Source organism: Paenibacillus sp. FSL R10-2782 (genome assembly GCF_038592985.1).
Classification (GTDB): domain Bacteria; phylum Bacillota; class Bacilli; order Paenibacillales; family Paenibacillaceae; genus Paenibacillus; species Paenibacillus terrae_C.
Window position 1 is genome coordinate 5,479,276 of record NZ_CP151951.1, and the last position, 21,948, is coordinate 5,501,223.

Genomic DNA, 21,948 nt, shown 5'->3' on the forward strand with positions numbered 1-21,948 from the left:
ATTCCTTTATTTTATACTACGAACGACGAGGCGGTATCCTGGGACTTCCACTGCTCATACCAATAGGTAATGTCGGCGCTAATCGGCAGTTCTAACTCACGTTCTATTCTCTCTTTCAGGATCAAATATTGTTCTTCTACATCGACAGGATTGCCAGCCGCGTGATAGAGCTTCATCAAAGAAAAATAGCATTCTTCCTCGTCTGGACATATTCGTTGGATGCGCAGGTTCACTTGGATGGCTTTGTCCAACGATCCTTGCTGCTGGTAAAACTCGCTTAGTTTATTCATCTGGTACAGCCATAGTAATCGCAGGCGTTCCCGTTCATGTTCCGCCCACAAGTATCCATAATCTCCAAGGTAATCACCCGTGTACATCCCAAGCACGCGCTCATAAGCGTCGACGGTACGCTCATCCATGACGCCCAATTGCTTCATCTCATATTCCCATATATTAACATTCACACGCGCTTCTCCGATTTCAAGCTGGTATCCAGCCTCAAAATCTCCGGCGTGAATGGATACCGTTTCCATACTATGTTTTTTTAAGGTTTGACGAATATAATAAATGGCCGTATAGAGATTCTGCGCTGCCTTTGCCTCCTCAACATCCGGCCATAACAATTCAAGCAACACACTACGGTTAACCATCCGGTCCCGATGATGGAGCAAATAGGCGAACAATTCTTGCGCCTTGCTTGTCCTCCATTTAACGTTTTGAAACTCCATACCGTTCGGTTTGAACTGAATCCGATTAAAACAGCAGATCAAAGGCGAGTCCGTATCTGGCCGTTTCATCAAGACTTTCATGTTTAGCTTCTCTTTTATCCGTATAACAGTATTTCGTAAACGCTCCCTTTGCACTGGCTTCATAATATAGTCCAGGGCATAAAGTTCAAAAGCACGCACTGCATACTGATTGTAACCGGTCACAAAAACAATTTCGATGCCCGGAACGACTGCCTGTATCTGCATACCAAGTTTTAAACCGTCGATCTCGGGCATATGTATGTCCAGGAATACTACATCGGGCCGATGCTCTAATACGCCTGTAATAGCCACTTTTGGATTCGAGAACGCGGCCACAATCTCTATATCACTTATTTCACTTTCAAGTATTTTTTGAAGCCCGATCAACGCTAACGGTTCGTCATCAACTAATAGGACTTTCACGTAGGACCTCCTGAACAAGAGAGATAGTATATAAAATAAACAAGAAAAAAATAGTTACTATATGATATTCCTCAGCTTAACGGTTTATCGGCTAAAAACGACCTATGTTGAATAGGGATTAAGCCATCTAGACCTACAAAACTTCTACTGAGAATATACATGCCCTTGATTTAAGTCAATGAATCGGTATAACCCGCCTATTATAATGAAATCAATTCAGAAAAATAGGGGGGGTATATGATGGCTACCTCAGGAAAAGAACTAACAGACCAGCGAAAAATTGCTTTAACTGCTGGCACCTCGCTTGTCATTATGACACTTGCTGCATTTTTTTCGTATGGCTTTGTCCATGAAAGCCTTGTAGTGCAAGGAGATGCCGGTGCCACATTTCATAACATCATGTCACAACATATGCTTTTCAAAGCAGAAATCTTAGGTTGGGTCATCATCCTGATTTGTGACATCGTGGTCGCCTGGGCTTTCTATATCTTTTTGAAGCCGATTCATTCAAATCTTTCATTACTTAGTGCATGGCTCCGTCTGGTCTATACGACTATATTGGGAATTGCCATACTGAATTTAATATTGGTGTCAGTTCTCTCAAGCAGTACAGACTACTCATTATTATTTGAAACCAATCAACTTCAAGCACAAGTGATGCTGTATTTGGAAGCATTTGATCCGATCTGGTCTATTGGTTTAATTATTTTTGGCGGGCATCTACTGATTGTGGGCTACTTGGCTTTCCAATCAAACAACATACCTAAAGTCATTAGCATCTTAGTATTAATTGCTTCCATTGGCTATATTGTCATTCACCTATCTAATACGATTCTCCCACATTACGATGAGATCCTTACGATGCTTAAACTTATATTTACCGTGCCGATGGTTGCAGGAGAATTGGGCTTTGGATTATGGTTGCTGTTCAGAGGAGGGAAAGCTCCTATACAGGCTTGACGCTTGCCTAGTTATTATCTTGATGAATCCGCTTCTTGATTCTGCTGAGTGACTCTGGAGTAATGCCGAGATAACTCGCAAGTTGGTGTTGAGGTACACGATCGATTAAACCAGGTCGATTCAGTAATAGTGCTTTGAAGCGCTCTTCAGGCGTAGAAGCGATAAATGAAGCGAACTCATCTTGTACCTGACCAAAGTTTTCCTCTATCATTCTGCGTGTCATCGATTCCAATTGAGTGTACTGGTTATACATGTCTTTTTTGGTATCCAGGTTGCCAACGACCAATACGCAGTCTTCAAGACACGTAATAGTGTACTCGGATGACTTCTCTATTTTATGATGATTAAACATCGAAATGGCTTGCTCTTCTGTGTAAAAATTGGACGTGATCTCTTTTCCCGTTTCATCAACCAAATACTGCCTTACACAACCCTTCAACACGAAATAGCATTGAGCTGGAACATCTCCTTGTCTAAGGAGAACTGTTCCTTTTTTATATTCTTCAACAAGTATATTGTCAACAATCGCCTGTTGTTCTTCTTCGTTAAGTGATGTAAATTTAGTCAAATATTTGAACAATATTCTCCTCATTTGGCTTTCCTTTCATCTTGTAGATTCATTCATTAGCGTTAATATCCTCTTAGCATCTCCTGTTTATATTATAAACCCACATTAATAAATTTGTATGAGAAGTTGTCGCTTTCCCACTCGTTGTGATACGGTTCTCGGTATTGCCTGGCAAAGTGCTGAAAAAAAAGCCCTCCTTTGCGAGATGGCCTTCCTCCTTATAGAAGCAACTCAACCAGCCCCCAACGAATTAAATTGAGCCAATTCAGCGATATGAGCACTATTTGTAACCTCAAATTTCTTATCCATAAATTTAGCTTGAAGGTGACGTAACGTCACCTGCTATACTTACTGAGAACGACATGCTGGAGCGATCGATTGGATGTGAGGAAAGGATGAACAAAGAGAACTATCTGACGACAGGGCAGCTTGCCAAGCGTACAGGAATAACGGTCAGGACATTGCGATATTACGATCAGATTGGGCTTCTAATTCCAGAAGATCATCTCACTGGATCCATAAGATCGTACAACATGAAGGACCTGGAAAAATTGCAGAAGATCCAAACGTTGAAGTACTTAGGGTTATCACTGCAAGAAATAAAGGACATCTTAGATGCAGAGTCGCTATCCATAGGGGAGATCAGACATTCGTTGCAAGCACAGCTCGATGTTCTACAGAGGAAAATCGCTCATACGGAGCACGTAGTCCACGCAATACGAGATGCCATGGAAATGTCGGTCAATGAGTCTAATTGGAACCATTTGGTGGATGTTATTCGAACCATGCAGAGTGGGCAAAATTGGGGAGAACAGTATCGGACGGCGAACCGCCTGCAGACGCGGATACATCTTTATGACAAGTTCAGTACGAATCGGCAAGGCTGGCATCGTTGGGTCTTTGAACAGCTGGAGGTGCACCGGGAAGCCCACATTCTGGAGTTGGGCTGCGGCGACGGAACCTTTTGGCTAAGAAACGCCGAACGAATTCCAAGCGGCTGGCGCATCACGCTTACCGATATGTCAAGCGGGATGGTGGAAGAAGCACGCTGCCGCTTAGGAAGCAACAATTCGCAGTTTAAGCTTTTGTCTGTTGACGCGCAGCAGATCCCATTTCATGATGAGCATTTCGATATGGTTATTGCTAACAACATGCTGTACCACGTGCAGGACATCCCTAGAGCGATTCGCGAGATGCATCGTGTCCTCAAGCGAGGAGGTATAGTATGTACCTCTACGATGAGCACTCAACACCTACAAGAGGTCGAGCACTTGGCAGTTTCGTTCGACCCCAACCTTCATGTGTTGGATCAAGCTATTAAACGGTTCCACCTGGGTAACGGAGGGGACTTGCTGTCTTCTTGCTTCTCCGATCTTCGGTTGCTTCGTTACGACGACCGTCTGTTGGTCGACGAGGCGGAACCCCTGATCGAATATATGATTTCGACTCCGATGAACGCAAGAGAGCGACTTGTCGGAGCGGCTATTGACAAGTTTCGAGACCACGTCAAAAGGCTTCTGGAGCAGAACGGAGCCCTCGAAATGACGAAAGAGAACGGGATCTTTTTAGGGAGGAAATGAGATGAAGGCACAACAGCACCACCCAAGAGTACGGATCGTAAAAGAGGAGCTTCTATCGGATAACTGGTACATCTTAAAAAAGGTCACATTTGAATATGAAAAAGAAAATGGACAATGGGAGACACAATCCCGTGAAGTGTACGACCGCGGCAACGGCGCGACGATCCTGCTCTATCATCGGGACAAACAAACCGTTATACTGACCAGACAGTTCCGAATGCCTACTTATCGGAACGGCAATGAGACTGGGATGCTTATCGAAACCTGTGCGGGACTGCTCGATAAAGAAACACCGGAAGAAAGTATTCTGCGGGAGACGGAGGAGGAGACGGGGTACCGTATCGACCGTGTGCAGAAAGTTGGCGAGGCCTATATGTCACCAGGATCGGTTACCGAAATCCTGCACTTCTTTATAGCCGAGTATAGTGAAGATATGACAACAGGTCGGGGTGGAGGCCTGGAGGAGGAACAGGAAAACATTGAAGTGGTGGAACTTCCGTTTGCTCAGGCGCTCGACATGGTCCAAAGCGGCGAGATTCGTGACGCCAAGACGATAATGCTGCTCCAGTACGCTCAGATCCAAGGTCTCTTGAAAGTGAAATCGAAACCGCTGCATATCCTCATCGCTGGCCCATATCGTTCTGGAACGAATGATGATCCTGAATTAATTGAAAAAAATGTAAAATTCATGAATGAAATCGCTCTTCAAGTTTACGAAGCTGGGCACATGCCAGTGCTAGGGGAGTGGTATGCTTTGCCCCTTATCACGACAGCCGGTTCCACAAATCTGGGAGACGAGATGTTCAACCGAATTTTTCATCCGTCTTCCATTCGCCTGCTTGATTACTGCAACGCCGTGCTTCGAGTCGGAGGACCATCTCAGGGTGCCGATGAAATGGTAAGGGTTGCGAAAGAGAAAGGATTGTTGATTTACGAACGGCTGGACGAACTTCCGTTGGTGTGATTTATATTGCTTTGACTCTAACCCCTTTATTGACTAAAGATAGAAGAGTATTAAATCCTTCTTTTGATATACCCAAATGGTCTATCGAAACAGCAGGAAGAGTGGCCACTGTTGATGCAATTTCTGATAAAGAAGTAGAATCAATATATAATTCTGTGTGCCAGCCTACTAAATCATAGACTCTTCTTGCAAAGTAATCTAAACGAGATATATCTTCTGAGCCGCCTCGCTTGACGCTAAAACGTATAGCTCTCACACCACAGCCATGAAGTCGTATCATTTCTTCATCCAGATGTATCATGACGTAATTGAGTTACGCCAACAAAATCTGCACCTAGTTTTTGCAATGAACCAGATACTACTGCACCGCCAAGACTATCTAATTCTGCATGTACGGATTCTCTTGTTGCGACAGGCCAGGTCTTTTGGGGAACCACCCACCAAATATGATCCGTACATGCAGGCAGGAAATACAGATAAAATTAGCGTAACGGTATCCTAGTCGATCCGGGTTGTTGCTGCGGCAATGTCCCCGAAAGCCCAATGTCCGACCGGGACATCTGACCATCTGGACGAGTCAGCGAAGGATATCGGCTCTCTCTTCCATACCCGATTGAACATAGTAACCGCCTCTGCCCGGCTCAGAGTCTGGTCGGGCTGGAAGCTGCCGTCCGGCATGCCACGCATATAGCCAGCTTGCTGCACCCGTGCAATATCACCTTCCGCCCAGTGTCTGGACGTATCCGGGAAGGTAGCCGAAGCTGCTCCGTTCAGATTCTTCCAGCGTGCCAGCACTGTCGCCAGCTCCGCTCTAGTGATCGGACGCTCCGGTGCGAAAGTGCTGCCGCTGTAGCCCTGCATCCATCCTGCCGTTGTCACGGAATCAATCGCTTCAGCAGCCCAGTTCTGCCCTGCAACATCCGTATAGCTGGCGCGCTTCTGTGGTGCTGACGATTCCACCAACGGCTGCTTCGACCGATCAACAGCCAGACGGAACAGAATCTCTGCCAGCTCAGCCCGTGTCATCATACGCGCCGGTTGGAATGTCCCATTCGAGTAGCCTTGCATATACGGCTGCGAACGCTCACTCTCCTGCTCTCCGCCTGTGCTCGCGATCTGCTTGTCCAGATGCAGCACTGTAAAGGTGCTGAACTTATTTACACTAAAGCTAAGCCCTGCCGGCTGATTCCCGTCCCACAGCAGCGTGGGCTGCACCAGCTCCCTGGTGCCATCGCTATGCTCCACATACACGGCCAGGTTGGTCAGGAAGGCCTGGCGTTCTTCAGCAGAGTTCGGCAGCGACTGCTGCGGCAGTGGCAGCACCAGCTCTACCGGCTGCCCCTGCAGATTCGTCTCGATCATCATCGGTCGACCGATAACGCGAACTTCACCCTGTCCCGCCACTGCTTGCACGAGGCCATTCTGTTTTGCCCGTTCCGCTACCGTCTGGATCGCTGCTTCACTCTTTACCGGACTGAGCGTAAACTGACGGTTCCCGTCCATCGAAGCGAGCGTTGATGGAGTCAGGATCAGACGCGTATGGTTAGTGCATACTTCCAGACCGATCCCCCCATCTGCCAGTATCTTCGCCGTATCCTTTGGCAGGACGAATTCAAGCTCGGTGACTTCATCCTTTGGATCAGGCATCACCAGCCGGACGCTAGAGCGTCCTTCGGCCTTCACGCTGCTCAATGCCTCCCGTGCCTGAGCAGCTCCATAGGTGACCCGGTCTTTTTTCGCCCCGTCGGACAGCGTTATCCGCTGAATGACGACATTGGAGAGCAAAGTACTGCTGTTCTTACCACCGTCCACACTGACTGTCACATTCTCGCTCTGTGCGGCAGATATGCTGCCGCCACCAGTAGACGAATTTCCGGAGGAATCTTTGCCCGGTGCTGGCGTCGGTGTCGGTACTGGAGTTGGCGCTGGTACTGGCTCAGGTGTTGGTGTTGGCGTTGTACCCTCACCCGGGTTCGTCGCCTCTGCATCCCGGACGAACGTCAGATAGAAATCATCCAGCGATCCCCACGCCCCGCCGTCTGCCTGGATGGAAGCACCCACCGTCAGCTTGCCATCGGTTACCCGTATATCGTGAATGACCGGCTGACTCCACTGAACCCAGCCATTTACACCGGTAGCTACCTTATCTTCCTTGCCGCTGGTGGCGGCAAACAATTTCATCTGCGCGTTCTTCGCATCGCCGCCCTGAATCGACATCGAGAGGTCATAGTAGCCTGGCTTCAAACCGTAGACCGCCTGTTCTACCCGGAAATGGACCGCATCCGCCGAATAGAAATGCAGCGAATACTGACCCGACTTCGCATCGGAGGCTTTGTTCTGGTAGTCGGTGTGGGGCGCGTTTCCGTCACCGTAAGTAATCTCCCACATGCTTCGGTCGCTCTGTTCAAAGCCGCCGTTCACCAGCAGATTCGGTCTGCGAATCTCCAGCGCCGCCTGCGCCGGATAACCGCCTTTGGCTGTCCCTTTAATCACGTAACTGCCCGCTCCCTGTCTCACCGCTTGCTCTATGGCCGCCTGATCCCACTCCACAGCAAGTGTTCCGGTGCTGCCGTCGTTATACATCACGGTGACCGAATCCGGCAGCGAAATGTTCTCGCCCGCGTTGGCCGTTAACGTGACCGCTTGGACTGCATCGACCTTGAGCGCAGCAACCGCCCCAGTGTTGACATAGTTAAACACATTCAGCGAAGGAAGTGGATAGCCCCTAAAATCAAACAGCGCCTGATTGTCTACCGCGCTACCGCCATACCATTTGCCCGCATCGTCGGGGTCATATTCCGCAGCATAGCTGGCCGCCCAACCGGAACCATATTGTTCCCACAACTGCTTGTTCTGCTCAACATCTGCTTTTGGTCCTACCGGCAACCAGGCTGGTTCCCAATAAAATACACCAATGCCTGCATCGCCTACATTGGACACCGCTTCAATGACATTACGGACCGACGTGGCCTGCCCCTGAGCACTGATCGGATAGTCCAGCGTCTGTCCCGAGCTTCTCGGGGCGGTATTCTCGTGTCCATCCCCGTCTTCAGATGTATACGCATAGGACGTTTCCGCCACCATTACTTTTTTACCATACGTATCTGCTACCTGCTTCAATACTGCTGTGAGATTACTCAGTGAACCGTGCCAGAACGGATAATACGAGCTGGCAAAGACATCATAGTCCACGTGGTTGTCCGACAGCGCCTTCGCATAGGAAGCATAGCGGCCCGGCGTCTCCGGGTTGGTAAAATGCAGTGCCACGAGAATATTCGGATCGACGGCACGCACTGCCTGGCTTCCCTTATTAAATAAAGCACTAATCTTCGTCCAATCTTTCTCTCCGATAAACGACTGGTTCGTCTCATTGCCGACCTGCACCATCCCCACATCTATGCCCTGATCGAGCAGTTGCTGTAGACTGTCCCTGGTATAGTCGTACACCGCCTGCTCCTTGTCAGCAAAACCAAGATTTTGCCAGACCTTAGGCACATGCTGCTTGCCCGGATCGGCCCAGAAATCGGAATAGTGGAAATCCACCAGCAGCTTCAACCCGTTGTCGGTCGCCCGCTTGCCGATTTCGATCGCTTTGGCCAGATCGTTATTCCCGCCACCATAGCCATTACCTTTCACATCATACGGATGATTCCAAACACGCACCCGGATATAGTTCACACCGGATTTCTTCAGCGTCTGGAATATATCCTGCTCTGTGCCCTGCTCGTTATAGAAGCGTACTCCACTCTGCTCCAGGGAGAGAATGCTGGATATATCGACACCTTTGATAAAATCAGACTTCAATCCTTCGACCTTCTTCACGAAAATATCCGCTGCCACCGGCTGGGTCGTATCCATGCTGACCTGCTTTAAGGTAAAGCGGTCCAGATAGCCCCACGCAGACGCAGCGCCGCTGATCCTCGCTCCAATGACCAGATCAGAGGTCTGCTCGGTCAGCACGAATTTCAAGGTCACGTTTCCCCATTGGTTATAGCCTGACGTTGTCACCTTACCGCTCTGATCCGTACCTGCGAATACCTGTACATGTCCTGCTGCGACATCCGCGCCGCCCATTGATTGCACCGACAGCTCATAGCTGCCTGGCTGCAGCATCGAAAGCTTCTGGCTGACCGTGACCTGCTGATCCGCTGGGGTCATGTCGTTAATCCAATACTTGAATGCATACGTGTCTTCGGACGGAGTAATAAAAGGATCACTGGCATAGGCATAATGCTGAATATCTACCTGATTCCAATCCGATGCCTCCACCTGCCACGATTGATCACTCCAGAAGTCCGTCTCGAACCCCCCGTTTACGACTGCCGAGGCACTGGCTGATTCTGCCGCCACCGCTGGTGCCAGCCGCATCGGCAAAGAACCGAACACGAGCGCCACCACCAGCAACCACCATGCCTGTCTCTTTCTTTTCATCTCTCTGTCCCCTTTCTTCCAACCCGAATACTCATAATCGAATTCGCTTTTTATAAAGCGCTTACATAATTACTGTGATCACTATATCAGACACCTATGATCGGAAACATGGGAGGATTGCAACATTTTGTATTCTTATGCAAGCATTTTAGCGGTGGGAAATATTCCCACCGCTAAAAAAACAATATTTTTAAATTCGAGCATTTTGTATAGATCCAAGAGCAATTTCAAATCAGCAATTTAGAGATCAAAACGGTCTGGTTTGTTTATATATTGCACTTCGGAGCGATTGGAATCGAATTTTGCAAAATCCTGATTTTAGATACGCTAGGGTAAAATCCAAAATTAACGATGGAGTGATTCCTTTTCCCCCAGACCAAGCGCCTGCGATGTGAAAGCATGAATTTCTTGGAAAAGCTCTGCGTTTTCCGCTAGTGAGACGCCATGAGAAGGAATCATTTCTTTTATTTTCGGTTCCCATTCTTTCAAATGTTGTGGGAAGCATTTTTCCAATACTTCCAGCATAACGTGAACAGCTGTAGAAGCACCCGGAGAAGCACCAAGCAATGCAGCTACCGAGCCATCAGCGGCACTAACCACTTCCGTACCAAATTGAAGTGTTCCTTTACCGGCCTGCGTATCTTTGATTACCTGCACACGTTGGCCCGCTACCACGATCTCCCAGTCCTCGATGTTGGCGTTCGGAATAAACTCCCTTAATTCTTCCAGACGCTTTTCATTCGATAACATCACTTGCTGGATCAGGTATTTGGTCAGTGCCATCTCTTTTGCACCTGCAGCCAGCATCGTGAAGAGGTTATTGGGTTTGACCGAGCAGATCAGATCCAAGTTTGAACCCGTTTTCAAGAACTTTGGCGAGAAGCCGGCAAACGGCCCAAACAGCAGTGATTTTTGGTTGCCGATATATCTTGTATCCAGATGCGGAACAGACATGGGAGGAGCACCAAGCTTAGCTTTACCGTATACTTTTGCATGATGCTGCGCGACAACTTTAGGATTGTTACATACCATAAATAGTCCACTTACCGGGAATCCTCCAATAAATTTGGACTCAGGAATACCGGTTTTTTGTAGTAAAGGTAGACTTGCGCCCCCACCGCCGATAAAGACGAATTTGGCAGTATGGTATTCGGTTTTACCGTTTTCAAGATTATGCACTTTGACTTCCCACAAGCCATCGCTCGTACGTTTAATATCCTTAATACTGTGCTTGTATTTGATCTCGACGTTTTTACTTTTTAAATAGTCAAACAACATGCGTGTTAAAGCACCAAAGTTGACATCTGTTCCAGAGTCGATTTTGGTTGCTGCGATTGGTTCATTCGATGTACGGCCTTCCATGATCAGCGGAATCCATTCTTTCAGCTTTTCAGGGTCATCGGAAAATTCCATGCCCTGAAACAGAGGAACTTTTGATAGCGCTTTAAATCGCTTTTTTAAAAAAGATACGTCCTTTTCTCCTATCACCAAGCTCATATGAGGTATTGGCTTGATAAAGTCCTGCGGATTATGAATCAAATTGCTGTTTACAAGAAAAGACCAAAACTGTCTTGAGAGCTGAAACTGCTCATTAATATTTACAGCTTTACTAATATCTATAGATCCGTCAGCTTTCTCGGATGTATAGTTCAGCTCGCACAGTGCGGCATGGCCCGTACCGGCATTATTCCATTCGTTAGAGCTTTCTTCCCCTGCGCTTGCGAGTTTCTCAAACACTGTGATTTCCCATTCTGGTGCTAACTCTTTAAGCAATGATCCCAGAGTCGCGCTCATGACTCCGGCACCAATTAAGATAACGTCTGTTTTTTTCTGTATGCTACTCATAAAAACCTTCCTTATCTCTTATATTTGCAAAAAAGAGCAGGTCCTCCTGCTTAGGTGATACAAGAAGCAAGGCTCCACTCAGGAACATACCTTTTCTGTCTCTATTATAACTAAAATATAGTCTATTAAAAATTATATCGACTATTATCTGATAATTATAAACCATTTTCTAATGGAAAAAAAAGTGATAAGTTGTCCACAGGGCCTCGGAGATTCTATTGTACAAGCATAAAAGATTCGAGGACTTAATAAAATCCCTTTTATTTTAATTATAACACGGTTTACCACGTTGCCTGTAACGGCAGGTTACATCGTCGTTCTCGAAGCAAAACTTTTAGCTCTAATTTTAACCCAACACTACGGATACAAAACAATTTTTATTAGCTGTATTCATTCTCAGTGCCCTTGCACTGTATCAGCTCTTCTAATAGTCGTCGTTAGCTAGACTAAGCCTATTTTTAAAAAAATAGGTTTATGATGGGGTATTTTCGCCCGAGGTAAGGGATAATATCTTGCACTCTTTCATTTATCGTTTCATAAAATACTAGCATGGCCATCAGATACTTCATCATATTGGGTGAATACTATGGAGTCAGGTATTAAAGCTAAGTAGCGAAGGTGATCAAGGGAGGAGAGCAGGAAGATGCCCGAGGAAGTTTTCGTTAATAGCATTTGGGTCGGACTTCCAATTGGAACGGTGGTAGGTCCAGGAATGATCATCGGAACCAATGCATTCGGGACGATTACAGAGGGCGTAGCTGCGGTAGCCCCCCAAGGAACCGTACAGGTAGCGGCTGGAACTTATATCGACCACCGTTGGGTTTCCTGCTATTGGACGGAAGCATGGACCCCACGCCTGTTATTCTTGTGCCCCCTTTTAATTGGCAGACGATTCGCTGTTATTCCATCACCACCGGACTGATCCCGGCTGGCCTATATAAAGTAATCGTTTCCTTTACAGTAGTAAACTATGATCAGTACATGTCCTTTCCGAATCCCGCGGGACTATCCTTTGTTGCAGATATTTATAAGGTCAGTATTTAGCTTTCACCTTAAAAACGGATTGAGTTTCACCTTGAGTCATAACCCTACTTATGGGTCAGCAAATACTTGAGTTCACATTTTGCATGTCTGCTTGGTATGTCTAAGAACCTGTAAGCGTGATATACTAATGAGAATTTATCTTTCTTACCCAACGACCAATACCATAATATGTTCCATCTACGATTTGCCCTATGAAATTATTCCTCATGATAGTGATAGTTTTGGCGAATTTCTTATTACAAAAAATAGAATCCAGAGAAAGCATAAGGACCCGAGAATCTGTAGCGGAAATCCTTATGCTTATTCTTTATTTATCAATTTCATACCATTGGAGGTAAACATGAATTTAAAAAGGATAAAATATTTTATAGATCTCGTTAAATGTAGAAATTTTACAGAAACAGCAAAGAAAAATTTTGTATCGCAGACTACGATTAGCCAACAAATTGCCGCGCTTGAGAATGAGTTTAACATTCAGTTGATTGACAGAAAACAAATTCCGATTGAGCCCACAAAAGCGGGATGGCTGTTTTATGCAGAGGCCGTCGTGCTCTGGAAGCAATATAATCATATGATAACAAGCATGGAAAATTTTCAGAAAAATAATACCCAACTATTGAGTATCGAATATGCTGCAATCACAGATATCCAAAGCTTGTTAAAATTCATTCCATCATTTAAAGAACATCATCCAAAGATTAAACTTGAATTAAACAAAGTATTGCTAAAGGATATCGCCGAGTATTTGCAAAAAGGAATATATGACGTGGCCGTTGCCTTTGACTCAGAGTTTACAGGAAAAAAGGAAATCCTAACCCATACATTATATAGCGGGCGATACTACGCGGCTGTAAGTAAACAACATCCCCTCTTCTGTTGTGAATCCATCTCAAAGGATGAATTATATAAGTATCCGCTTGTCATGCTGAATCCAATGATTATTGGGGACTCCTATTATTTAATGATTCAACATGCCATGGAAGATGGTTACCAGCCCAACATCCTTAGAACCGCAGACGATGTCGAAACCGAGCTGTTTTATATCATTACAGAGAATTTAATTGGCTTTTTTCCAGATAACTATGATCTTGCTGACCTGAAAGAAGAGGTCCGATTCATTCCCATACATGATTCACACCATACTTTTAAAATCGAAATAGGCTACTTAAAAAATAATTCAAATCCGGCATTATACTCATTCCTGCATCAAATACAAAATTCGTTTTAGCAATAGTCCATAAGTTTTTTGTGTTATACATTGTTCTTTTTTTCACATAATATATAAATGTAGATCATTTCAGCAAGGAGTGACGACGAGCATGGGTAAATTATTATTAACAGGTGTAGATGGCAATCTAGGCAGACAAGCGGCTGAATATTTATTAAAATTAGTGGAAAAAGACCAAGTAATTTTTTGTGCATATGATCCGGCATCATTACAAGAGTATGCAGAACAAGGTATTGAAACGCATGTGACCAATTTCAATAAAATAGATGGTCTTGCAAAAGCTTTTGCTAATGCAGATAAGCTTGCTTTAATCTCCATGCCTTTTGTGGGGATAAAGCGCCAAAATGCACACAAAAACGTAGTCGATGCGGCGAAAGAAGCAGGAGTAAAACAAATCATCTATACTTCATTGGTTAACGCGGCTGATGAATCCAATCCAAGTGTTGAAAAACTGGACCATGTGTATACCGAGGATTATATCAAAAGTGTCGGGTTAGATTATATTTTCCTGCGTAATTCGCAATATGCGGAGGCTATGGTTACCAATTACTTCACCTATGTGAAGTCTGACGGCGTGTTGAAAAATAACCAGGGTGACGGCAAGATGGCCTATATCTCACGGAAAGATTGTGCAAAAGCTGTCGCTTATGCATTAGCAGCGAGCAATTATCACGAGGCGATATTAAATATAAATGGTCCTGAATTAATAACAATGTCCGACTTTATCGAGATTGGAAATGAAGTAACGGGTCATCATGTAACCTACAAGCAGATCACGGATGAAGAAAATTACAGCGTATTTGATGCAATGGGAGTCCCCAGAACAACGGATGGCAAATTTGCAGAAGATTCCGAAGCCCCCTTCTCTTCTGAAGGTATGGTTACCTTTGGACAAGCGATTCGCTTAGGGAAAATGGATATATTTACGGATGACTTCAAGAAGCTGACGGGTCAAGATCCCGTAACGGTAAAATATATGTTTGAACATGCGGATGAGTACCAAGTGGGTGAACGACACTCCAAAGATAATTAATCCAAGTCATGACAATGCTTGCGGAGAGATTGGAAGCCGATGTATGACCGAAGAGTGGGGCCGCGCGGCTCCCAGCATATCATCAACAAAACGAAACTCTGGGTACCTGCACCAAGGAACCCAGAGTTTTTTGTGTGCCGAATTTTCATAGTTACTTACGTTAATATGAGTTTCAAAAATTACTTGTATGATATGAGTATCCTTCCTTTTTACTCTGGAATTCTGCAAATTCGATCCGATTGCGTCCATTTTGCTTGGCTTGGTAAAGTGCCTTATCTACTGCAGCAAAAAGTTGGATTAAATACTCTTCTGGATTGTCCAGTACATGTTCATGATCAAAATCCTCAATGGATAAAATCCCTATACTTATCGTAATGGAAACCTGTTCGATCTCATGCTCCATTTCAATGTGGTTCGACTCTACCGATAATCTCACTCGTTCCGCTAATTGTTCGGCTAACTGGCGTTCTGTATGCGGAAGGTAGATCATGAATTCCTCCCCGCCATATCGAGTTAGAATATCGGTACTACGAATGGATTGTTTGACTGCTTGAGCAGTACGATAAAGAACTTCATCCCCTTTTACATGTCCATAGCGGTCATTGATAGCTTTAAAGAAATCAATATCGAAGAGTATGAGTGAAAACGGGGTTTTATAATGAATATTGGTAATCACCTCATGAGTCAGGTGTTGGGTCAAATAACGGCGATTGTAGCAGTTTGTTAAACTGTCCGTAAGGACTAATTCTTCAAGTTGTCGATTGGCTTGGGATAACTCATGGCGAATGCGATCAAGTGAATGATTTCGTTCCTGAAGGATCTCATTCTGCCGATTCATTTCTTTAACAAGATAGCGCTCTTGTGAGACATCCTGAAACGTAAGGATATGACCGATTTGCATACGGTAAGAATCAACAATCGAAGAAGCTTGTAGTATAAAATGACGCGCGCTGTCGCGCTCAACGATGATTTCCATTTGAGACAAGGTATTTTCTTTTTGCTTATAATGATCCAGAAACCTCTTGCTACTGCCCTCTACACGAACAGACCCCAGAAACGCCTCCATATCAAAATGATCGCCCACATGTAGATCTATAAAGGATTGTAAAGCTTTGTTGACTTCAACAATGGATTCATTTTCATCTAGCACAAGTATTCCATATGGAATCGTATTGATCACATCCTCATGAGCGATGTAAACAAGATCAAACACATTGTATTTTTTAATGACATATACGAAAAATAAATCTGAAAGAAAAATCCCAAGAGAAGTCAATCCTGGAATGATCGGCAACCACTCGCTTAGGACCACATTAAGAAGGGCGTCGCTACCTGCAAAAGCGAACAGCACGAATATTCCCCACAGCGTTATTTTTACTTGTTTTTTAATCGTTGGTGACGTTTGGGAGGAATGCAATGTCCGAAACAAAACAGAGAGGGAAGCAAAAAAGTAGCTGACCAGAATAACGATCACAATCCAGAACCATGGGCCATATGCTCTATCGATGTAACCGCCCTCCAGCGGAGCTACAAACAGACTAAACGGGTTCATGACCACACCAACTGCTGCAATAACCGCTGGCGTAAACAACAGGAATAATCTTTTTTTTCCTAATTTATCAGCATTTCCGGTAAGAAAAACGGTAAGAAGAAGCCAACCGCTCCCCAACATGGAGAGTGAGACAAAGGACATGGTCACATAAAACAACTGCAACCGCCGATCATGAGCCATATCTGTAGCAAATTGACACAATGGCCAAAGCATCATTAAAAAATGAAATAAGAAGTAAACCTTATGTAAGTTTGTAATCCTAACGGTAGCAAAAACATAAACATATAAAGCAAACAATAGGAGGAATAAAACGAGATCATACCATACTGATGGGCTCACAAATCTTCTCCTTTTTTGATTCGACAACTACGATTCATTGAAATACGGGATTCTGCAAAATCCTCAAATAGTATATTCCTTAACTCTTAAATGAACCTTCAAAAAACATTTCTTTACTATTGCGTTTAGTTAAATTAACTACATCTTATCATACAGCAAAAAGAGTGAGCCAGCTTACATAATCGCAGTCCAATCTCTGACGGTTCACCGGATTGTCTGTAACGGCAAGTTTTTAGGGCCCTCCGTTACCGGACAGCCCTTTCATAATCCATATTAATGATCCAAGGGAAGATTATCCGAGAACAAATCCGGATTGTCCTTGAGCATTTCCGTGATGGCTTCCGCCACCATAGCCGCATCACAAACCCTTACAACCGCATCGCCAAGCTGTCCCTTATACATCGCACCTTTACGTTCAAGAACCTCATCTACTTTCCAAAAATGCTCCGACCACGACAGCCCACAATGTCTGCGGGAAGGTACAGGGATTTCTGTTCCATCAGGTAGAACCGTATAAAGCATCTCATGCTCATCCGTTAACCTGCCCTGGATGTCCACCCATTCTTCAACGCCATGGATAAATGTGTTGCGTTTTAAATCGACCCCAACCAACAAGATGGTCGCCTTTCGATCGAGCAGCTTTCCCCAGGCGGAGCCTCTTGCGCATGGCGTATCATAACGATGATCGTCGTTGGTGAAAGCTATGGAATCCCGACCTAATGCTGCCACCGAATGGGTGGGGTGTAACGAACGTATCACGCCAGGCCTTTTGCGAAAAAGTTCAGGTAGGATACCGACGCAGCAAGCTGACTGATCCACGTAAAATCTGGGATTATCCGCATTGATGTAGGACCACGTATGGGTAGGTAACACCAGCAGCCCATCCTTCATGTACTCTGTAAACGCATCCAAGACTGTGTCCGCACCACCCTCGACCGCCCCCATACTTTTCATCGAAGAATGGACCAACAATGTCCCTTTGCTGTCAATACCCATTTGCTCTAATTGCTTCATTAAGCTCTCTATCGTGTGCATGTTCTTCTCCCTCCCGGGTTATTATACCAAAACTTTCTATTATTTATGATACGACTCACCGCGCTGTCTGAAAAGACAACGAAAAGACTGCTTGTCCAGAATCATAGCTATCTTCCCGATAGGGTACTCCTTTTTCTCATAAAAAAAGGAAGGCGTGGGGTGCACCTTCCCTTAACTCGTATAACTCAAAACTCAGGACCCACAGCTCAATTCTCGGCCACCTATGGATTTAGCCTCCTGAATTCATCCGTTTTCTTAGCACCAAATGATACCTGGAGTGGAAAACTCCTGTTAATATATTTTCATTACGAATCATCACAATCTCTTCAATAGCAAAGTCGCTGCCGATCAGGTCCAGAATTTTTGAGTAATTGTAATACATTTGCACAGTTCCTTGTTCGTGCCCTGTACCGCAAATTTCTTCGCCAGTGAATTCCCTCGAATGGTTCGAATCATCTCCAGAGATTAAATCACAATAAAATAACCCCTCTTTTTCTAACACTCTTGCAGTCTCTCGTATACCCTTTTTAGCAATTTCGAAGTTCATGCTATCGAATACACCGTTACTGCCCGCAAATTGAAAAAAACCATCGTTCCAAGGCATCTCAGTAATACTGCCTGCTACAATTTTACTCTCTATATGATCAATGCCAGCGCTTGAAGCCCATTCACGAGCTTTCATTACCGCTTCATCCGACAAGTCAATCCCGTAGGAATCCAAACCCATCTGCTTGCTGAAAATAATATGTCTGCCTATACCACAACCTACATCTAGGAATCTTGGTTGTGCTTGGTGAGTGTGGATGGTCTTGTAATCTTGGAGTCCCACTCGTTTTGTAATATATTTCGCAAAAAAACGTATCACTTCTTCATGGGGATAAAAAACGTGATTTTCACCGTTTTTATAAGAATTTTGCCATTCTTGTTTCTTGTTATCCACTTTAAATCTCCTCCGCCCCGATATGTAAGGTGTTATTTGGATCACAAAATGCTCGGTGAGCTATGAGTTCCTATTCCAAACAACTATCTAAATAGACTATCGGAAAAAAGAGCGATATTCATAATACTGATAATTACTACTAACTCTTTCCACGTTCTATGGCTCCGTCCAGTTTGTTCTATATGAGTACTGGCTACTACGCCAACAGCAAACTCCATCGAATGAGCTGTATGAGCTCGCATGACTTTTCCGATTGAACCTTAACAAATTTACGGACTGTTAGGACGGCCTTGTTTCTTTAGTGAGCATGAGGCTCCACGTTATACGCCCAATCCCTTGCCGCCCACCGGACGTAGTCGTATCGGCTCCACGCCCGCGATTAGAGGATTTGCACGCCGAATGACTGCCATCACTTGCTCGTTCTTGAGAGAGTCGGCATGAACTTGGGCATCGCGCCACAGCTCTGTGACCCAAACCGTGTCGGGATCGTCCACAGATTCATTGATAATATAGAGCTCACAGCCATCCATATCGTTCAGGCTCCGGGAAGCCTCCAGCAATAATGAAATGAGTTCCTCTCGCTTCCCAGGGTGAGCCGTCAACTTACCATACATAGTGAACTTGTCCATCTCTTTTTTCATCCTTTCCTATTATCTGTTTTAAATGGCATCGCTTCGTAGTGCTTCCACATTTCCAGGCTTACCTCCGCCATTCTTTCGATCAGCATGAGGGGCTCAAGTATTTCAAGAGACTTCCCGTATGGGAGAAGAAAGTAAGGCACGTATGTCTTCAAAGACGGTTCCCCGATCTTAAAGAGAGCTTCGTCGGGTCTCCTGCGCTCGCTTAACGCATGCCCGAATAGCCAATGCCTGCATAGCTCATTAAGCGCGTGTTCATGTCCCTTTAGCCTTACCGTGACCAGAGTCTCGGCGTCGAGCGAATCCGGGAGCAAAGAGCGCAAAAGAAAATCCCTTGCGGAGAAGGAGGATGGACGTTCGAAGCGTGTCCCCGCCGCTTCCAAATGGACTATTCGATCCACGCGAAAGCTCCGGATCTCTTGCCGCAAACCGCAAAATCCGACAACGTACCAAATCCCTTTCCAATGCACGATGCCGTAGGGATTGAGGACTCGGTTGGTGCGGGCCAGCTCCGGTCCTTTGGCATAGACCATGTTCAGCGACTCTCCCCGCGCTGCGGCCTCCTCCAGATGCTTGAGCAGCTCAAGCTCGCGTACGTCCGTGGGAGGGTGGATGACGGCCAGCCCGTCGCTGTGTCTGTTGATCCATTCGAGTTGCTCTTCATTGGTGTATCGCTTCAGCTTATCTATTGCTCGGACGAGCGCATCCGTGAAGGGATAGCCTGCTTCCCGGGCGAAGACCGACGCATGCACTAGCGCCTTCTGCTCTTCGGAATCGAAGAGCAGCGGGGAATCGACGAACTCGCCGAGCAGCCGGTAACCGCCGTTCGGACCGGAATCGGCTATAATCGGGGCACCGCTTGCACACAGTGAATCGATGCATCGGTAAACGGTACGGACATGAATCTCCAAATCATCCGCGAGCTGTTGAGCCGTCACCCGCTTCCCCGAACGAAGCAGCCATAGAATGGATAGCATATTATCCGCTTTGGACATGCCGCACTTCACTCCCTGAGCCATTTTCTCGTTTTAAACTTTTACTCTACCGCCTTCAATACTTTCATTGTAAAGATTTTTTAGGCTAAAGGTGTTATCCCTTTTTCGATCCAGGTCTCGTAAGTAGGGCCGTAGATATTCGGCAATTGAAGGCCAGCCTGACGCATGAGAACGGTCATCTGTCCGCGATGATGCGATTGGTGCATGATCGAATAACGAAGAGAGCTTCCATTCAGCCAAGCTTCCTTGTTTATTACGACCGATTCGAACAAAGTTCCATCCTTCCACTGCGTACGAACCGCATGCAGCAGATCGTTGCTGATCCGCCGATACTCCGATGCTATTAATGCGGCAGAAACCGATGCCTCTTCTCCTCCAGAGAGAGCATCGAATACGAGCCCCAGGCTCGACATATAATGCAATGAATGTACCAAATGCCACGCGATTTGTCCAAGCGTACGCCGACCTTCGATAACCTCCTGTCCCAAAGAAGCATCCGTGAGCAAATCCAGCACCCTAGCGGTTAGTTCTGCCTCGTCAGTCCACTCTAACGCAAAATCTTCAATCCTAGTAAACATTTTTCATTCCTCCCTTTCATTATTGGCTTTAAGCAATACCAGCATACAAAAAAAACACTGACAGTTACGGTCAGTGTTTTCAATTTAGGCTTTCTCAAAAATGGTCGCTGGTCAACTTTAATTTCACGAGAAGCTGGAGACGCCCCCTTGATCCGCGCAGAATATGCGTCCGCACCTATCGTGAATAGCCCCCTTTGACAGATATACGATTATTCGTTATCCGGGGCGGCCGGGGTCATCAAGCCTTGAATGGCGCCGAAGAACGGACGAATGGACTTGATCATGCCGTAGCCCATCTTCACGACCGGAACAAATTTCTGGATCATGCCGAACAGCCGCAGGCCGCCACCGAGCGCACCGCCGAGCGCTCCTACGCCCGCACTGGCGCCGCCCAAGCCGCCGAGCAGCGAACCCATCATCGGTAGGAATGCCGACACCTTAGCGTCTGGCTTGCGGGAGCGCGAACGGACGGACGGTTTGCGCGCTCCGCTTCTCCGATTGCTGAGACGGACGCCCGGGGCATGCGAACCAGCTCTGCGTTTGGGAGATCGGGAGCCTTGCTTCCCGGAAGAAGCGCGTGGGGGGGCTCCAGCACTGGCAAGTACCAACCCCCCGCAATTAACGTCGGTGATGTAGCCGACGTAAGTCTCTCCGCTATGCAGGGTGACGCAGACCGGACGATCCTGAAGCTTCTTAGCCCGTGCGCGCATCTCATTCGATTGTGCCATGGAAGTTCACCTCGCTCACTGATTATAATTCAGTTTACGACAGGGGCGGACTGCCTGCTTGTGCGAATGGGGCATGCGCACGCCCAAAATCGCTTGATGGATGCTGTACTATTCCGTTCTTTTAAACTGACATCAAATTTCACTCTTCACTTAGTGTCGATACTTTACGTGAAAAGCAACAGAATATCATTATAAAGGCAAATAAATCGTTTGATATTCAAGGTAAAGTAACTTTAACTCATTATCGGACTATCCAATATACTTAGTTAATTAAATCAAAGCTTATCATAGGGCGAATTATGCAAGCTTAAAGGTTGC

General features: G+C 45.8%; 17 protein-coding genes and 1 pseudogene. 6 read left to right on the plus strand and 12 right to left on the minus strand.

Going from position 1 to position 21,948, the window contains the following annotated elements:
- Window positions 1–11: 11 nt before the first annotated feature.
- Window positions 12–1,172 carry a response regulator gene (locus tag NST83_RS24965; protein WP_342416063.1) on the minus strand — a complete coding sequence of 387 codons (1,161 nt, stop codon included), beginning with the start codon at window positions 1,170–1,172 and terminating at the stop codon, window positions 12–14.
- A gap of 240 nt (window positions 1,173–1,412) precedes the next feature.
- Between NST83_RS24965 and NST83_RS24970 the strand changes: the two genes are divergently transcribed.
- Window positions 1,413–2,132 (plus strand): DUF4386 domain-containing protein, encoded by a 720-nt coding sequence (locus NST83_RS24970; RefSeq protein ID WP_342418043.1) that lies wholly within the window; start codon window positions 1,413–1,415, stop codon window positions 2,130–2,132.
- 7 nt (window positions 2,133–2,139) lie between these two features.
- Here the strand turns inward: NST83_RS24970 and NST83_RS24975 are convergent, their stop codons facing one another.
- The gene (locus tag NST83_RS24975; RefSeq protein ID WP_137060900.1) at window positions 2,140–2,724 is read right to left on the minus strand and encodes a Crp/Fnr family transcriptional regulator; all 585 of its coding nucleotides are present in this window, start codon (window positions 2,722–2,724) and stop codon (window positions 2,140–2,142) included.
- A 371-nt stretch (window positions 2,725–3,095) separates the two neighbouring features.
- Here NST83_RS24975 and NST83_RS24980 point away from each other — a divergent pair, with 371 nt between their 5' ends.
- Both NST83_RS24980 and nudK read left to right on the plus strand, forming a co-directional pair.
- Entirely contained in the window at window positions 3,096–4,280 is a 1,185-nt protein-coding gene (locus NST83_RS24980; protein WP_342416064.1) for a methyltransferase domain-containing protein, read from the plus strand.
- 1 nt (window position 4,281) lies between these two features.
- Entirely contained in the window at window positions 4,282–5,244 is a 963-nt protein-coding gene (gene nudK, locus NST83_RS24985) for a GDP-mannose pyrophosphatase NudK (protein WP_342416065.1), read from the plus strand.
- A 7-nt stretch (window positions 5,245–5,251) separates the two neighbouring features.
- On the opposite strand, the pseudogene NST83_RS24990 reads toward nudK, so the two are convergent.
- The 3 genes and pseudogenes from NST83_RS24990 to NST83_RS25000 all read right to left on the minus strand — a co-directional run.
- Window positions 5,252–5,594 (minus strand): annotated as a pseudogene (locus NST83_RS24990) (2-pyrone-4,6-dicarboxylate hydrolase); the annotation flags it as partial.
- Between the two features lie 148 nt (window positions 5,595–5,742).
- The gene (locus tag NST83_RS24995; protein ID WP_342416066.1) at window positions 5,743–9,675 is read right to left on the minus strand and encodes a glycosyl hydrolase 53 family protein; all 3,933 of its coding nucleotides are present in this window, start codon (window positions 9,673–9,675) and stop codon (window positions 5,743–5,745) included.
- A gap of 345 nt (window positions 9,676–10,020) precedes the next feature.
- Window positions 10,021–11,520, minus strand: a complete 1,500-nt coding sequence (locus NST83_RS25000) for a malate:quinone oxidoreductase (protein WP_342416067.1) — start codon at window positions 11,518–11,520, stop codon at window positions 10,021–10,023.
- 643 nt (window positions 11,521–12,163) lie between these two features.
- Here NST83_RS25000 and NST83_RS25005 point away from each other — a divergent pair.
- From NST83_RS25005 to NST83_RS25015, 3 genes are all read left to right on the plus strand, one after another.
- The gene (locus NST83_RS25005) at window positions 12,164–12,442 is read left to right on the plus strand and encodes a hypothetical protein (protein WP_342416068.1); all 279 of its coding nucleotides are present in this window, start codon (window positions 12,164–12,166) and stop codon (window positions 12,440–12,442) included.
- Window positions 12,443–12,904: 462 nt separating this feature from the next.
- Window positions 12,905–13,792 carry a LysR family transcriptional regulator gene (locus tag NST83_RS25010; protein WP_342416069.1) on the plus strand — a complete coding sequence of 296 codons (888 nt, stop codon included), beginning with the start codon at window positions 12,905–12,907 and terminating at the stop codon, window positions 13,790–13,792.
- A 91-nt stretch (window positions 13,793–13,883) separates the two neighbouring features.
- Window positions 13,884–14,825 (plus strand): NAD(P)H-binding protein, encoded by a 942-nt coding sequence (locus NST83_RS25015; RefSeq protein ID WP_342416070.1) that lies wholly within the window; start codon window positions 13,884–13,886, stop codon window positions 14,823–14,825.
- Between the two features lie 172 nt (window positions 14,826–14,997).
- On the opposite strand, the gene NST83_RS25020 is transcribed toward NST83_RS25015, so the two are convergent.
- The 7 genes from NST83_RS25020 to NST83_RS25050 all read right to left on the minus strand — a co-directional run bounded on the left by NST83_RS25020 (window position 14,998) and on the right by NST83_RS25050 (window position 21,630).
- Complete coding sequence (locus tag NST83_RS25020; protein WP_342416071.1) at window positions 14,998–16,716, minus strand: diguanylate cyclase; 1,719 nt, start codon at window positions 16,714–16,716, stop codon at window positions 14,998–15,000.
- A gap of 273 nt (window positions 16,717–16,989) precedes the next feature.
- The gene (locus NST83_RS25025) at window positions 16,990–17,751 is read right to left on the minus strand and encodes an AAC(3) family N-acetyltransferase (RefSeq protein WP_342416072.1); all 762 of its coding nucleotides are present in this window, start codon (window positions 17,749–17,751) and stop codon (window positions 16,990–16,992) included.
- A 229-nt stretch (window positions 17,752–17,980) separates the two neighbouring features.
- Window positions 17,981–18,691, minus strand: coding sequence for a methyltransferase domain-containing protein (locus tag NST83_RS25030; RefSeq protein WP_342416073.1), 711 nt, complete (start codon window positions 18,689–18,691; stop codon window positions 17,981–17,983).
- Window positions 18,692–19,011: 320 nt separating this feature from the next.
- A complete protein-coding gene (locus NST83_RS25035) occupies window positions 19,012–19,320 on the minus strand; it encodes a putative quinol monooxygenase (RefSeq protein WP_342416074.1) in 309 nt (102 codons plus the stop codon).
- A gap of 8 nt (window positions 19,321–19,328) precedes the next feature.
- Window positions 19,329–20,324 (minus strand): WYL domain-containing protein, encoded by a 996-nt coding sequence (locus NST83_RS25040; RefSeq protein WP_342416075.1) that lies wholly within the window; start codon window positions 20,322–20,324, stop codon window positions 19,329–19,331.
- A gap of 80 nt (window positions 20,325–20,404) precedes the next feature.
- Window positions 20,405–20,902, minus strand: a complete 498-nt coding sequence (locus NST83_RS25045; RefSeq protein WP_342416076.1) for a DinB family protein — start codon at window positions 20,900–20,902, stop codon at window positions 20,405–20,407.
- A gap of 209 nt (window positions 20,903–21,111) precedes the next feature.
- Window positions 21,112–21,630, minus strand: coding sequence for a hypothetical protein (locus tag NST83_RS25050; RefSeq protein ID WP_342416077.1), 519 nt, complete (start codon window positions 21,628–21,630; stop codon window positions 21,112–21,114).
- Window positions 21,631–21,948: the final 318 nt, after the last annotated feature.